Origin of the sequence: Pseudogemmobacter sp. W21_MBD1_M6, assembly GCF_052119585.1 — a bacterium.
GTDB lineage: Bacteria > Pseudomonadota > Alphaproteobacteria > Rhodobacterales > Rhodobacteraceae > JBGQOJ01.
Genome location: NZ_JBGQOJ010000029.1, coordinates 22,541 through 36,038, shown reverse-complemented (window position 1 = coordinate 36,038; position 13,498 = coordinate 22,541). Strand labels below are relative to the sequence as shown.

At 61.0% G+C, this 13,498-nt stretch carries 13 protein-coding genes; 4 read left to right on the top strand and 9 right to left on the bottom strand.

Annotated features, from left to right (window positions below; all coding sequences use genetic code 11):
- Positions 1-351: 351 nt before the first annotated feature.
- Both trmFO and gluQRS read left to right on the top strand, forming a co-directional pair.
- Positions 352-1,686, top strand: coding sequence for a methylenetetrahydrofolate--tRNA-(uracil(54)-C(5))-methyltransferase (FADH(2)-oxidizing) TrmFO (trmFO, locus tag ACEN2R_RS18430; RefSeq protein ID WP_442044152.1), 1,335 nt, complete (start codon positions 352-354; stop codon positions 1,684-1,686).
- A gap of 35 nt (positions 1,687-1,721) precedes the next feature.
- A complete protein-coding gene (gene gluQRS, locus ACEN2R_RS18425; RefSeq protein ID WP_442044151.1) occupies positions 1,722-2,570 on the top strand; it encodes a tRNA glutamyl-Q(34) synthetase GluQRS in 849 nt (282 codons plus the stop codon).
- On the opposite strand, the gene hisI is transcribed toward gluQRS, so the two are convergent.
- The gene (gene hisI / locus ACEN2R_RS18420; RefSeq protein WP_442044150.1) at positions 2,562-2,918 is read right to left on the bottom strand and encodes a phosphoribosyl-AMP cyclohydrolase; all 357 of its coding nucleotides are present in this window, start codon (positions 2,916-2,918) and stop codon (positions 2,562-2,564) included. The genes gluQRS and hisI overlap by 9 nt on opposite strands.
- Before the next feature lie 67 nt (positions 2,919-2,985).
- Between hisI and ACEN2R_RS18415 the strand changes: the two genes are divergently transcribed.
- Positions 2,986-3,429 carry an iron-sulfur cluster assembly scaffold protein gene (locus ACEN2R_RS18415; protein ID WP_442044149.1) on the top strand — a complete coding sequence of 148 codons (444 nt, stop codon included), beginning with the start codon at positions 2,986-2,988 and terminating at the stop codon, positions 3,427-3,429.
- Positions 3,430-3,651: 222 nt separating this feature from the next.
- Here ACEN2R_RS18415 and ACEN2R_RS18410 read toward each other — a convergent pair whose 3' ends face one another.
- From ACEN2R_RS18410 to sciP, 5 genes are all read right to left on the bottom strand, one after another.
- On the bottom strand, positions 3,652-3,774 hold the full coding sequence (locus ACEN2R_RS18410) for a hypothetical protein (RefSeq protein WP_442044148.1): 123 nt from the start codon (positions 3,772-3,774) through the stop codon (positions 3,652-3,654).
- A gap of 120 nt (positions 3,775-3,894) precedes the next feature.
- On the bottom strand, positions 3,895-5,985 hold the full coding sequence (gene recG, locus ACEN2R_RS18405) for an ATP-dependent DNA helicase RecG (RefSeq protein WP_442044147.1): 2,091 nt from the start codon (positions 5,983-5,985) through the stop codon (positions 3,895-3,897).
- On the bottom strand, positions 5,982-8,108 hold the full coding sequence (gene ligA, locus ACEN2R_RS18400) for an NAD-dependent DNA ligase LigA (RefSeq protein WP_442044146.1): 2,127 nt from the start codon (positions 8,106-8,108) through the stop codon (positions 5,982-5,984). Before ligA ends, recG begins: the two co-directional genes overlap by 4 nt.
- Before the next feature lie 137 nt (positions 8,109-8,245).
- Positions 8,246-8,959, bottom strand: coding sequence for a response regulator transcription factor CtrA (gene ctrA / locus ACEN2R_RS18395; protein ID WP_442044145.1), 714 nt, complete (start codon positions 8,957-8,959; stop codon positions 8,246-8,248).
- A 98-nt stretch (positions 8,960-9,057) separates the two neighbouring features.
- Entirely contained in the window at positions 9,058-9,336 is a 279-nt protein-coding gene (gene sciP / locus ACEN2R_RS18390; RefSeq protein ID WP_442044154.1) for a CtrA inhibitor SciP, read from the bottom strand.
- A 120-nt stretch (positions 9,337-9,456) separates the two neighbouring features.
- On the opposite strand from sciP, the gene mnmA reads away from it, so the two are divergent.
- Positions 9,457-10,602 (top strand): tRNA 2-thiouridine(34) synthase MnmA, encoded by a 1,146-nt coding sequence (gene mnmA, locus ACEN2R_RS18385; protein ID WP_442044144.1) that lies wholly within the window; start codon positions 9,457-9,459, stop codon positions 10,600-10,602.
- A 117-nt stretch (positions 10,603-10,719) separates the two neighbouring features.
- Here the strand turns inward: mnmA and lpxB are convergent, their stop codons facing one another.
- From lpxB to lpxA, 3 genes are read right to left on the bottom strand one after another with little or no spacing between them, the layout of a single operon-like run.
- The gene (gene lpxB / locus ACEN2R_RS18380) at positions 10,720-11,886 is read right to left on the bottom strand and encodes a lipid-A-disaccharide synthase (RefSeq protein ID WP_442044143.1); all 1,167 of its coding nucleotides are present in this window, start codon (positions 11,884-11,886) and stop codon (positions 10,720-10,722) included.
- The gene (locus ACEN2R_RS18375) at positions 11,886-12,698 is read right to left on the bottom strand and encodes an LpxI family protein (protein ID WP_442044142.1); all 813 of its coding nucleotides are present in this window, start codon (positions 12,696-12,698) and stop codon (positions 11,886-11,888) included. The genes lpxB and ACEN2R_RS18375 overlap by 1 nt, the downstream gene beginning before the upstream one ends.
- Positions 12,698-13,495: an acyl-ACP--UDP-N-acetylglucosamine O-acyltransferase gene (gene lpxA, locus ACEN2R_RS18370; protein ID WP_442044141.1), complete on the bottom strand. Its 798-nt coding sequence runs from the start codon at positions 13,493-13,495 to the stop codon at positions 12,698-12,700. The genes ACEN2R_RS18375 and lpxA overlap by 1 nt, the downstream gene beginning before the upstream one ends.
- Positions 13,496-13,498: the final 3 nt, after the last annotated feature.

The following is a 13,498-nucleotide window of genomic DNA, read 5'->3' as shown; positions in this document are numbered from 1 at the left end:
ACAACCAGCCTCCATCTCACACTGGCCCAATGTCTACACCGCCGTCAGATCAGGCGCAATTTTTAGAGGTGCCCTTATGCCTATACCGGCGATGCGATGGTGCAGAACATGATGCTGCGCGAGACAGAAGAAGGCATCGCCGCCTTTCTGGAAAAGCGCGCGCCCGACTGGCAGGCCTGATCCAGCAGCCGCGCGTTCCGCGCGATTCCTTTATATCGTGTCCTGCGGACACTCGGGCTGCCTGCGGCGCGGATATTTCAACCAAAAAGAATGGCCAATCTTCTCGGTCCAAATACTCATCTTTTTCAGCAAGCCTTTTCATTTCCGCGCCTCAAAGCTACATCGCGTGACATGAAACAGGAATTGCATATCATCGGCGGCGGAATGGCCGGATCAGAGGCCGCCTGGCAGGCCGCCAACATGGGCCTGAACGTGGTCATCCACGAGATGCGCCCGAAGGTCGGAACCTTTGCCCACAAGACCGGACATCTGGCGGAAATGGTGTGTTCCAACTCGTTCCGGTCGGACGATGACGAGAACAACGCAGTGGGGCTGCTGCATTGGGAAATGCGCGCTGCGGGCGGCTTGATCATGGAAATGGCCGATGCACATGCCCTGCCTGCCGGTGGGGCGCTGGCCGTCGACCGCGACGCCTTTGCCGAGGCCGTCACCGCCCGCATCATGGCGCATCCGAATATCCGCGTGGACTATGGCGAAATATCAGAGCTGCCCCAGGACGGCACCTGGATCATCGCCACCGGCCCACTGACATCCGGCGCCTTGGCTGGTTCGATCCGCGAGGCCACCGGTCAGACCGCTCTGGCGTTTTTCGACGCCATCGCTCCGATCATTTACCATGACAGCATTGACATGTCGAAAGCCTGGATGCAGTCGCGCTATGACAAGGGCGAGACCCTGGAAGACCAGACCGCCTATCTGAACTGCCCGATGGACAAGGCAACCTACGAGGCCTTTATCGACGCCCTTCTGGCCGCCGAAAAAACCGAGTTCCACGAGGGTGAAACCGCCGGCTATTTCGACGGGTGCCTGCCGATCGAGGTTATGGCGGAACGCGGTCGCGAGACGCTGCGCTTTGGTCCGATGAAACCGGTCGGCCTGACCAACCCGCACCAGCCCGACGTCAAGGCCCATGCCATTGTCCAGTTGCGTCGCGACAACGCATTAGGAACGCTTTATAACATCGTGGGATTTCAGACAAAAATGAAATACGGCGCGCAGAAAGACGTTCTGCGATCAATCCCCGGGCTAGAGAATGCCGAGTTCGCACGCCTTGGCGGCATCCACCGCAACACCTTTATAAACTCGCCCACGCTTCTGGACGAGCAGATGCGCCTGAAATCCCGCCCCAACCTGCGGTTTGCCGGTCAGATCACCGGCGTCGAAGGTTACGTTGAGTCGGCAGCGATGGGCCTTTTGGCGGGCCGCCTGGCTGCCGCCGAAATCCTTGGCCTTCCCGCCTGCGCCCCGCCAGCCGAGACCGCCATGGGCGCGCTTGTCACTCATATCACCGGTGGGGCCGATGCGAAGACATTCCAGCCGATGAACGTCAACTTCGGGCTTTTCCCGCCAATCGACGCCAAGGGCGGACGTCGTGGCCGCAAGTTGCGGTACAAGGCCTATACCGACCGCGCCAAAGCGGCATGGCAAGCCTGGCTGGATAAATGAAATACATGGCATATCAGATTGATAATACATAACTTATGATCACCAGGTTCGCCCCGTCACCTACCGGCCCACTGCACCTCGGGCACGCCTTTTCCGCCCTTCTGGCGCATGACATGGCGCGGCGCGCCGGTGGCGGTTTTCTGCTGCGGATCGAAGATATCGACCAAAGCCGCGCCCGGCCGGAATGGGAAAGCCGGATTTACGATGACCTGACCTGGCTGGGCCTGACATGGGACGGACCCGTGATGCGCCAGTCGGACAGGACCGGGGCCTACGCCGCTGCTCTGGACGATCTTTGGGCGCGCGGCCTGCTGTATCCCTGCCACTGCAACCGTCGCGATATCCTGGCCGCCGCCAGCGCCCCGCAAGAGGGCATTGAACCGGCATCCGGCCCCGACGGGATTATCTATCCGGGAACCTGCCGGACCTGCGACCGCACTGGAACAAGGCCACAGAAGACAGCTTTGCGACTGGATATGGCACGGGCCATGCAGGATGCGCCCGATCTGGGATTCAGTGAAACCGGAACCGGCCAGAACCACCGTATCGCCGTCCCGCGTGATGCGATGATTTCAGAAACAGGCGATGTGGTTCTGGCCCGCCGCGACATGGGCACATCCTATCACCTGTCGGTGGTTCTGGATGATGCAGCACAGGGTGTGACCCATGTTGTGCGCGGGATGGACCTGTTTGAGACAACTAAAATTCATATTGTTTTGCAATATGTTATGGGATTACCTTCACCTACATATCATCACCACCGCCTGATCCGTGACGAGACAGGCAAGCGGCTGGCCAAGCGCTGCGATGCACGCGCAATTTCCACCTACCGATCCGAAGGCGCGACGCCCGCCGACATTCGGCGGATGGTCGGCCTAGGTTAGCGGTGCCATCAGTTCAACTTCGTCCCCGTCGCGCAGGGCGGTATAAAAACACGACCGCCGGTTGGTGTGACACGCAGGCCCCGTCTGGCGCACGATGACCAGCAAACAGTCACGGTCGCAATCCACTCGAAGATCTACCAACTCTTGCACATGGCCGCTGCTCTCGCCCTTGACCCAAAATGACTTTCTTGATCTGGACCAATAGGTTACACGCGAAGTCTCAAGCGTTTTCAGAACTGCCCCCGCGTTCATCCACGCCATCATCAGGACCTCGCCCGACGCCTCGTCCTGCGCGATGGCCGGAATCAAACCCTGTTCGTTGAAAACAAGCGTTGTTGGATCAAACATCGTGACAAACCCTTTGCATCATGTGCCTGGCGGATTATCTATGCGCTACGGATCAAAAGGAAAAGCCATGAGTACCGATACCGACCTGATCAAACTTTATTCTGGCCGCATCCTTGCCTTGGCGGCAGATATCCCGTTCACAGATCGGCTGGCGGCGCCCACCGCCACGGCCAAACGCCGCTCACCGCTGTGCGGATCGACGGTCACGGTGGATATCACGGTGCAGGATGGCAAGATCACCGAATTCGGGCAGGATGTAAAAGCCTGTGCACTGGGTCAGGCGGCGGCCTCTGTCGTGGCCTCGTCGATCATCGGCCGCACCCGCGCCGAGGTCGAACTGGCCCGTGACCAGCTGAAAGCGATGCTTAAATCTGATGCCCCCGCGCCAGAGGCCCCTTTTGACGGGCTGGAGGTATTGATCCCTGCCCGCGATTACAAAAACCGGCACGCCTCTATCATGCTGTCGCTCGAGGCGACGGTTGACGCCATGCAACAGGCCGAATCCGCCTGACGCACTGCGTCTTTGTTCCTCAAAATATCCCCACGCAGTGCGCAAAAAAAACGCCGCGCATCCAGATTGGATGGCGGCGCAAAGTGTGCGTGTCTGTGTCGGTCCGGCGTCAATGGGGATGTGAGGCAACCCCGGGCGGTGGACAGGCAATGTCAGCGCAAAAGCATCAAATTGGGGACAGGATGCAGACGCCGGCACAGACCGCAGGCAGATGGGACGGGCCTAGACCATTCCGGGAACGTAAAGCGTGGCCAGCAGCATCACCACCAAGGCGGCGGCACCTGCGGCGTCCTGCAACAACGTGTCGGAAGAGCGGGAAAAAACAGATTTGATCTCGTTCAGCATGATGATGTGTCCTGCGTTGGTTGATCTTGTTGCCCCTTTGTTCTCATTTGTAAAAGCCTTTGTAAAGAACTTTTTAAGAACATTTGTGAACAAAGCAGATCTATCGGGGCAGAAATCAGGCTAACCAACTGAAATCAAACGAATTGCCTTATCCTGCTCCATCAACCACAAAAGAACCCGCGCGGCGCGTCCGCGCGGGCTTTGCAATGTGGGGTCGGCTGCCAATAGCGCCCGCGCGTCCGACTGCGCGACTTCCATCAGGGCTGCTTGCCGTTCAAGATCGGCGATGCGGAACTTCGGCAACCCCGATTGCGCCGTGCCGATCACATCACCTGCCCCGCGGATCGCCAGATCTTCTTCGCTGATCCGAAACCCGTCCTCGGATTCGCGCAGGATCATCAACCGCCGCTCTGCCGTTTCGCCCAGAGGCGCCTGATACATCAGCAGGCAGGTCGAGGCGGTCGATCCGCGTCCGACCCGACCGCGCAACTGGTGCAATTGCGCCAGACCAAAGCTTTCGGCACGCTCGATAACCATGATCGACGCATTGGGCACATTCACCCCCACTTCGATCACCGTGGTCGCCACCAGCACTTTGGTCTGCCCCGCCACAAACCGCGCCATCGCGGCATCCTTGTCGGCGGGTGGCATCTGGCCATGCACCAGCCCCACCACGCCCTCACCCAGAATGGCGCGCAGCCGCTTGAACCGCTCCTCGGCGGCGGTCATGTCAACCACTTCGGATTCCTCGACAAGCGGACAGACCCAATAGGCCTGCCGCCCCTCAGAAATCGCCTTTTGCAGGTGTTGCACCACCTCGTCGATCCGCGCCGTCGAGATCAGCGCGGTTTTCACCGGCGTCCGTCCGGGCGGCTTTTCGTCCAGAACCGACACATCCATGTCGCCGTATTGCGCCAAGGCAAGGCTGCGCGGGATCGGCGTTGCGGTCATCACCAGCACATCCACCGCCTGCCCCTTGGCGCCCAATTCCAGCCGCTGCCGCACGCCGAACCGGTGCTGTTCATCGATGATCGCCAGCCTAAGATCCCGGAACTCAACGTCTTTCTGGAACACCGCATGGGTGCCGACCAAAATCTGGATATCACCGCGCTTCAGCGCCTCCAGCTTGGCTCTCCGCTCTCGTCCTTTGTCGCGCCCGGTCAGCAGTTCCAGCACGACACCCGCCTCCTCGGCCAGCGGTTGCAGCCCTTCCAGATGTTGTCGCGCAAGAATTTCGGTTGGCGCCATCATCACGCCCTGACCTCCCGCCTCGACCGCGACCAGAAGCGCCATAAACGCGACCAGCGTTTTGCCGGACCCGACATCGCCCTGCAACAACCGGTTCATCCGGAAGGGTTTCGCCATATCATCGCTGATCTCGCGGATTGCGCGATCTTGTGCGCCTGTTGGCAAAAACGGTAGTGTTTTTAAAACTTTGGACTGCAATCTTCCAGTGGCGACGGACGGCTTCCCCGCCGTTTTCCGCGCTGCCGCACGGGCCAATGCCAGCGTCAGCTGATGCGCCATCAGTTCGTCATAGGCCAACCGCGTGCGCGCCGGCGCGGTCGCCGACAGTGCGGCCACATCCGCTGGCCGATGCGCCATGCGGACCGCATCCTGCCAATCCGGCCAGCCCCCGCGCGCCTTTTGCGCAGGGTCGATCCATTCGTCCAGAGCCGGCGCAAGGTCAAGCGCCGACGCGGCCGCCTTTGCCATCGTTTTCTGGGTCAAACCGGCGGTCAACGGGTAAACCGGCTCGAACGCCGGGATGTCTCCGGCATCTTCGGGGCGCAGAATATGGTCAGGATGAACCATCTGCGCGATCCCGTCGAATATCTCGATCTTGCCGCTGACGATCCGGCGCTGGCCGGTCGGCAGTTGCTTTTGCAAGTAGTCACCTTGCGCATGAAAGAACACCAACTGGAACGTGGTCCCAGAATCCTGCACTGTCACGCGATATGGCCCGCCCTTTTTGCGCGCAGGCGTATGGGCGCCGACCTCGACCTCGACCGTCACGGTCGCGGGCGCAACCACGTCCCGGATACTGTCGCGACGTTGACGATCAACGCCAGAATAAGGAAGCATAAACAATAAGTCACGCGGCTTTTCCAATCCAATGGCAACCATGGCCTGGGCCGTTTTTGGGCCGACACCGTCCAGCTTTGTCATCTCGGCAAACAGCGGGAACAGGATTTCTGGACGCCCGCTCATGCGTCGCCGATCAGGGCCAACCAGCCGTCCTCGTCGATGGTTTCAACCCCCAGACCGGCGGCTTTTTCGGCCTTTGACCCCGCGCCAGGCCCGGCCACCAGAATATCGGTTCTGGCTGAGACAGACCCCGCCACCTTGGCCCCAAGGGCCTCTGCCCGGGCTTTTGCCTCGGCGCGGGTCATTTTCTCCAGCGTTCCGGTGAAAACCACGGTTTTTCCCGCAACGGGGCTGTTCACCGGCGCACGGCGTTGGGCCGGCTGCACGTCAAGCTGCGCGACCAGCCTGTCGATCGAGGCCCGTTCGGCTGGCTGGTGGAACGCATTCACCAAGGACGCTGCCATGACAGCCCCGACCCCGTCGATTGCAATCAGGTCTTCCCAGGCTTCGCCCTCGCCGACGCGGGCGCTCGAGACCGCCGCCTCGAAGGCGCCCCAGGTGCCGTAATGATCGGCCAAAAGCCCTGCGCCCGCCTCGCCGACATGGCGAATTCCAAGCGCGAAAATTAATCTTCTAAGCGCAATTATTCGTTTTTTATCAATTGCTTCCAACAGGTTCTTCGCGCTTTTTTCACCCCAGCCTTCGCGGTTCTTGAGTTTTGGGATATTCTGCGCGTCCCGCTGTTTCAGGGTGAATATGTCGGCGGGCACTTTGATCGGCAGCAGATCGTCGGAATAGAACATCTCGATCTGCTTTGCCCCCAGACCGTCAATATCAAAGGCCGTCCGCCCGACAAAATGTTTTAGCTTTTCAACGGCCTGCGCGGGGCAAATCATGCCGCCCGTACACCGGCGAACGGCGTCGCCCTCCTCGCGCACCGCGTCCGACCCGCATTCAGGGCAGACATGGGGAAAGACGAAAGGCACCGCATCCGCCGGCCTGCGCGACAGGTCCACATCGTTGATCTTGGGGATCACATCGCCGGCGCGGTATACCTGCACCCAGTCACCCACCCGAATATCGCGGCCCTCGCGGATCGGGGTGCCCTTGGCACCGGATCCGGCAATATAATCCTCGTTATGCAGGGTGGCATTCGACACCACAACGCCGCCGACGGTGACCGGCGTCAACCGCGCCACGGGCGAAAGCGCACCGGTGCGACCCACCTGGATGTCGATTGCCTCCAGTCGGGTCCATGCCAATTCGGCCTCGAATTTATGCGCAATCGCCCAGCGTGGCGTGGTAGAGCGGAACCCGAGGCGGCGCTGACGCTCTAGCGCGTTCACCTTGTAAACGACCCCGTCGATGTCATAGCCCAAAGTGGCGCGCTGTGCCTCGATCATCCGGTATTGCGCCAGCAGCGCCTCGGGCCCATCACACAGAACCGTCAACGGATTGGTTTTGAAGCCAAGGTTTTCAAGCCGCTTGATCGCACCGATCTGGGTGTCCGACAGCGGTTCTGACAGCTCTCCCCAGGCATATGCAAAAAAGTTCAGCGGCCGGGCGCGGGTGATTTCCGCATCAAGCTGGCGCAAGGATCCAGCGGCGGCATTGCGCGGATTGGCAAAGGGCCGGGCCCCCGCCGCAATCTGCCGCACATTCAGCGCAGCGAAATCCGCGTGGGACATATAGACCTCTCCGCGCACCTCCAGAACGTCCGGGGCACCCCTTACGGTCTTCGGAATGTCTGCGATTGTTTTCGCGTTCTCCGTCACATTTTCGCCAGTCTCTCCGTCGCCCCGGGTTGCGGCCTGCACCAGAACGCCATGCTCGAATCTCAATGACAAGGACAGCCCGTCAATTTTGGGTTCGGCCGTGTAGGTCAGTTCGGAGTCCCGCCCCAGCCCCAGATACTTGCGAATCCGCTCGTCGAAATCCTGTACGTCTTCGCCCGTGAACGCATTGCCAAGCGACAGCATCCGAACGGCATGGGTCACTTTGGAAAACCCCTCTGCCAAGGGGGCACCGACCTGCTCTGTCGGGCTATCGGGGCGCTTCAGCGCCGGAAACCGCGCCTCTATCGCAGCATTGCGCCGTTTCAACGCGTCATACTCGGCGTCCGATATCTCGGGCGAGTCCAGCGTATGATAGGCACGGTTGGCCCGGGCCAGTATATCACCAAGGCGGCCAAGCTCTGCCCGCGCCTGTGGTTCGGTCAATTGGTCAACGGCAATATCTTTGGCCACTGGCCTTCTCCTGCGACTGCTGCCCCCAAGTGATAGGAGCCAGATCAGCCGAGGTCCAGCAGATGCATCCGTGAGTGATCACCATTCTTCGTTTTTCTTATGCGTCAGCATCCCCACCGAAGCACCGCATGGCGCGTCTAGGCGCCCACCGCCAGAAGCGGGCCGACCGCAACCGGATCAGGATCGCGCAGCACATACCCACGGCCCCAAACGGTTTCGATATAATTGTCGCCATCGGTCGCCTCGGCCAGCTTTTTACGCAGCTTGCAGATGAAGACGTCAATGATTTTCAACTCTGGCTCGTCCATGCCGCCATAAAGGTGGTTCAGGAACATTTCCTTGGTCAGGGTCGTGCCCTTGCGCAACGACAAAAGCTCCAGCATCTGGTATTCCTTGCCGGTCAGATGCACGGTCTTTGCACCGATCGCAACGGTCTTGGCGTCCAGATTGACCGCAATCTTACCGGTCTTGATGATGGGTTGGGAATGACCCTTGGACCGCCGGATAATCGCATGGATCCGCGCGACAAGCTCCTCGCGGTGGAACGGTTTGGTCAGGTAGTCGTCGGCGCCGAACCCGAATCCCTTAAGCTTGCTGTCGGTATCATCGGACCCCGACAAGATCAGAATAGGCGTGTCGATCCGCGCCAGACGCAACTGCCGCAACACCTCATGGCCGTTCATATCCGGCAGGTTGATATCAAGAAGAATCAAGTCGTAGTCGTATAGTTTCGCCAGATCTATCCCCTCCTCGCCAAGATCCGTCGAATAGACGTTCAGATTGGCATGGGTGAGCATCAACTCGATACTCTTCGCAGTTGCGGGATCGTCCTCGACCAAAAGCACTCGCATGGTGTTCAACTCCGTTCAAAAGATATTCGCTCGCCTCTTACTGTTATCCACAATGGTTAACCTAACGTTACTCTTGCACGTCCCCCACGCAAATCAATCTAAAGTTGTCGATATTTTTGCACAGACGTAACCTTTAACGCCTTAATGCCATGACGTTTTATCGCGGATTCCCATCCATCATATTCCTCGTCAGACAGCCCATAGGTTGCCATCGCCTCGGACCGCAAAATCAATCCGGTGGCCACGGCCATGACCACGACCGCCTTGCGGCTGGCAACCCAACGCAGGGTATCGTCCGGCGGCAGATCCGCCCGTGTCAACACACGACCACCCGGCAATGTGACGGCGCGCGGGCCGTCGACTTTCTTTAAAAACATCGCATTCCCCTTCATCAGTACGTGCACCCTGTGCCCGTTTTACTTAAGAAGGGGTGAAACAATCCCTTGAGACTATCTTGCATTTTCCTATATTCTGCCGGACTTGAACGGAGCACCCTAATGTCCCTCGACACCAGACACCCGCAGCTGAATTCGCTGGGCTTTGCAAAGGCCCCGTCCGAGACGCGCGTGGTCGTGGCAATGTCGGGGGGCGTTGACAGTTCGGTCGTGGCCGCGCACCTGGCCGAGGAAGGCTATGACGTGGTCGGTGTCACGCTACAGCTTTACGACCATGGCGCCGCGCTGGCCAAAAAGGGCGCCTGCTGCGCGGGACGCGACATCCACGATGCCCGGCGCGTGGCCGAAGAGATGGGATTCCCCCATTACGTGCTGGACTACGAGAACACCTTCCGCGAGGCCGTGATCGACGAATTCGCCGACAGCTATCTTGCGGGGGCCACGCCTGTGCCCTGCATCCGCTGCAACGAGCGGGTGAAGTTCAAGGATCTGCTGGCCACCGCAAAAGATCTGGATGCGGATTGTATGGCGACAGGGCACTATATTCAACGCAAAATGGGTGTCGCCGGACCAGAGCTGCATTCCGCTGCCGACGCGAACCGCGATCAAAGCTACTTCCTGTTTTCGACAACACCCGATCAACTCGACTACCTGCGCTTTCCGCTGGGCCATCTGGCGTCCAAGGCGGAAACGCGGGCACTGGCGACGAAATACGGGCTGTCGGTGGCGGATAAGCCCGACAGTCAGGACATCTGCTTTGTCCCGAACGGCAACTACGCCGATGTCATCCTGAAACTGCGGCCAGAGGCGGCAAGCCCCGGCGATATCGTCGATATGGCGGGAACGGTGCTGGGTCAGCACAACGGCATCATCAATTACACCGTCGGCCAGCGGCGCGGGCTGGGCATCGGCGGATTGGAAGACCCTTTGTATGTCGTCAAGCTGGACGCCGACGCCCGCCGTGTGATCGTCGGCCCGAAAGAGGCACTGACAACGCGGATTATCCCCGTACGCGAAATCAACTGGCTGGGTGACACGCCCTTTGACAACTGCGCGGAGCGCGAGGTTCTGGTCAAGGTCCGGTCCACCCGCCCCCCGAGAGAGGCGATCATCCGGCCACTGTCGGCAACGACCGCCGAGGTGGAATTGCTGACCCCCGAAGAGGGTGTGTCCCCCGGTCAGGCCTGTGTGTTCTACGAACCCGTTGGCAGCCGCATCCTTGGCGGCGGTTGGATCTGGCGCGGCTGACGCGCGCCTTGCCCGTTCTTCTCGGCAAAAATACTCCCGCGCGGAGCGCGTAAAATCCTTCATCAGGATTTTCGCCTTCGGCGAGGATATTTAAAGAACAAAAAAACGGTAGTAGACCTAGGAGCCCTTGCCAAGCCCGTCGAGTACCGCACGGGCCGCGCGCAGGCCGGGGGCAAGGTCGTCCTGACCGAGACGGATCATTGTATCCCGCATCGCCTGCTTCTGACGGTCAGGATGGGCCATGACATCCAGTAGGGCCGGCGCGATCAGATCGGCGCGGCAGTTCGCACCGAGGAATTCGGGAACCGTGCGGGTGTCGGTCACAAGGTTGACCAGCGTCACTGTATCCACCTTCAGCATGCGCGCGATGATCTGGCGGCTAAGCCAGTTCATGTCGTAGGCGATGACCATCGGGGTTCCCGCTGCGGCAAGTTCCAGCGAAACAGTCCCCGAGGCGGCAAGCGCCACACCGGCGGCCCCGAAGGCGGCGCGTTTTGCGGCGGCGGATTGCTCTGGCGTGCCGCGCAACGGATCGACAATGATCCGGTCGCCCGGCCAGTTGGCCGTCAACTGATAAACCATATGCACCACATTCGGGGCCGCAGGCAGGATAACGCGTGCGGTCGGATACGCGGCCAGAACAGGACGTAGGGCTGCGGCGAAGACGGGCGCAAGGCGCGCGACTTCGCCCTTACGCGAGCCAGGCAGCGCAAGGATCAGTGGCGCACCCTCATCGATGCGGTAGGAGGCGCGAAAGGCCGTGATCTCGGCCCTGCTCGCTTGCGGTTCGGCGACAACGGGATGCCCGACAAAGTCGCAACGCAGACCTGCGGCTTCCAGATAGGGCGGCTCGAACGGGAAAAGTGCCAGCACCTGATCAATGACCTTTGCCATTTTTGCGGCGCGCCCCGCGCGCCATGCCCAGACGGTGGGGGCGACGTAGTGCACTGTGCGAATGTCTGACTGCGCCTTGACCAGCCGCGCCACCCGCAAGCAGAAATCGGGACTATCGATGGTGATCAGCACATCGGGTTTCTGGTCCAGAACGGCCCTTGCCGTCTCGGCGATCCTGCGTTTCAGGCTGCGGTATTTCGGCAGCACTTCGGTGATGCCCATGACGCTTAGCTCGTCCATCGGGAAGAGGGTCGTCAGCCCCTGCGCCTGCATCTGCGCGTCACCGACCCCGGAAAATTGCACGTCCGGCACCAGCTGGCGCAAGCCTGCCATCAGCGCGCCCCCCAGTTTGTCACCAGAGGATTCGCCAGCGATGACAAACACCCGCATCAGTCGCGCACCCAAAGGAAAAGGCCCGCGTCATCGGCGATTTCTATGCACCCTGCCTGGTCCAGAACCATAACGCCGCCCGCATCAATCACGATGCCCTCCAGCCCGGCCTGTGCTGCGGCCCGAACGGTATCCGGACCAATGGTGGGCAGGTCGATACGTCGATCCTGCGCCACCTTCGGTGCCTTGTACAGAAGGCCGCCCGTGGGCAGCGACGGCGCGCGGGAGCCGAGCGACCTGATCATCCAGTCGGTGCCCGGCAGGGCCTCGACGGCCAAAGCCTGACCACCGGCCACAATGCACGACTGGCCAATATCGGCGGCAGAGAGGGCGGCAACGATATCGGCACCGCGCAGCGCGTCGCGCCGATGCGCCTCGTTCGGGCGGGTCTGTGTCAGCACACCCGCTGCGGGCAGCAGGGCGGGCGCAATCCGGTGCGGCGCCCGGATGGTCAGGCCCGCCTCCTCGAACATCGCAATCACCGTGCGCAGCGCGGCATCGTCGCCCGCCTGCAGGGCCGCCATCATCCGCGGCACCAACGGCAAGGTCGCCGCGTCGATCCGGGTCGGGTCAATCGCGGGGCGGCGCACCGCACCGGCAAAGACCACCTCGGTCACGCCCCGCGCGGTCAGGCCCGCCAGAAACGAACCGAGATGCTCGATCCGGAAACGCTCGACCGGGCGGTTGTCCAGCCCCTGTGCCTGAAACCCGTCCAGTTCGCATAGCACGAACGGCGTCGCCGAGACGTCGAGGGCGGCAGCAAGGGCTGCGGGCAGATCACCCTGCCCCGCGATCATCGCAAGATGCGCCATCAGCTTGGCGTCAGGAACGACCGATCGGACGCCCCAAGGATGAAGTTCACAATTTCCGACACATAGGCGCTGTCGGTTTCCTCGCCCAGTCGCGCCGCGCGTTCCTGAAAGGCACCGTCGCCCTGCGCCAACATCTGGTAGGCCGCCCGCAGCGCCGTGATATCGGACCGCGCTACGCCGCGCCGTTTCAACCCGACAAGGTTCAGCCCGTCCAATGCGCCGCGTGGCCCCTGCACAAGGCCGTAGGGGATGACGTCATTGGTGACCATGGTCACCGCGCCGATGATCGCGCCGCGCCCCAGACGGACAAACTGGTGGATGCCCGACAGGCCGCCGATGATCACGTCGTCGGACACGATACAATGCCCGGCCAGCGCCGCCTGATTGGCCATAACCACCTTGTTGCCGACGATGACGTCATGGCCGACATGGGCGCCGGTCATGAACAGGCAGTCGTCGCCAACGCGGGTGATGCCGCCGCCGCCCTCAGTGCCGGTGTTCATGGTGACGCCTTCGCGGATACGGTTGCGTTTGCCGATGATCAACTGCGTGTCTTCGCCCTTGAATTTCAGATCTTGCGGGATTTCCCCGATCGAGGCGAAGGGGAAGATCACCGTCTCGTCACCGATATCGGTGCGCCCCGCCACAACCACATGGCTTTTCAGAATCACGCGGTCATGCAGCACGACCTTGGGACCAACCACGCAAAACGGGCCGACCGCGCAACCGGCACCAATAAACGCACCGGGTTCAATGACTGCGCTGGGGTGGATCGTGGCGCTGGGATCAATCGTCATGGG

What these genes read in the sequence shown, in the direction of transcription:
- sciP (WP_442044154.1), bottom strand. Translation starts at nt 9,336, where the DNA reads ATGTTTTTAAAGAAAGTCGACGGCCCGCGCGCCGTCACATTGCCGGGT.
- ctrA (WP_442044145.1), bottom strand. Translation starts at nt 8,959, where the DNA reads ATGCGAGTGCTTTTGGTCGAGGACGATCCCGCAACTGCGAAGAGTATC.
- trmFO (WP_442044152.1), top strand. Translation starts at nt 352, where the DNA reads ATGAAACAGGAATTGCATATCATCGGCGGCGGAATGGCCGGATCAGAG.
- lpxA (WP_442044141.1), bottom strand. Translation starts at nt 13,495, where the DNA reads ATGACGATTGATCCCAGCGCCACGATCCACCCCAGCGCAGTCATTGAA.
- ACEN2R_RS18410 (WP_442044148.1), bottom strand. Translation starts at nt 3,774, where the DNA reads ATGCTGAACGAGATCAAATCTGTTTTTTCCCGCTCTTCCGACACGTTG.
- ACEN2R_RS18415 (WP_442044149.1), top strand. Translation starts at nt 2,986, where the DNA reads ATGAGTACCGATACCGACCTGATCAAACTTTATTCTGGCCGCATCCTT.
- lpxB (WP_442044143.1), bottom strand. Translation starts at nt 11,886, where the DNA reads ATGCGGGTGTTTGTCATCGCTGGCGAATCCTCTGGTGACAAACTGGGG.
- recG (WP_442044147.1), bottom strand. Translation starts at nt 5,985, where the DNA reads ATGAGCGGGCGTCCAGAAATCCTGTTCCCGCTGTTTGCCGAGATGACA.
- hisI (WP_442044150.1), bottom strand. Translation starts at nt 2,918, where the DNA reads ATGTTTGATCCAACAACGCTTGTTTTCAACGAACAGGGTTTGATTCCG.
- mnmA (WP_442044144.1), top strand. Translation starts at nt 9,457, where the DNA reads ATGTCCCTCGACACCAGACACCCGCAGCTGAATTCGCTGGGCTTTGCA.
- gluQRS (WP_442044151.1), top strand. Translation starts at nt 1,722, where the DNA reads ATGATCACCAGGTTCGCCCCGTCACCTACCGGCCCACTGCACCTCGGG.
- ACEN2R_RS18375 (WP_442044142.1), bottom strand. Translation starts at nt 12,698, where the DNA reads ATGGCGCATCTTGCGATGATCGCGGGGCAGGGTGATCTGCCCGCAGCC.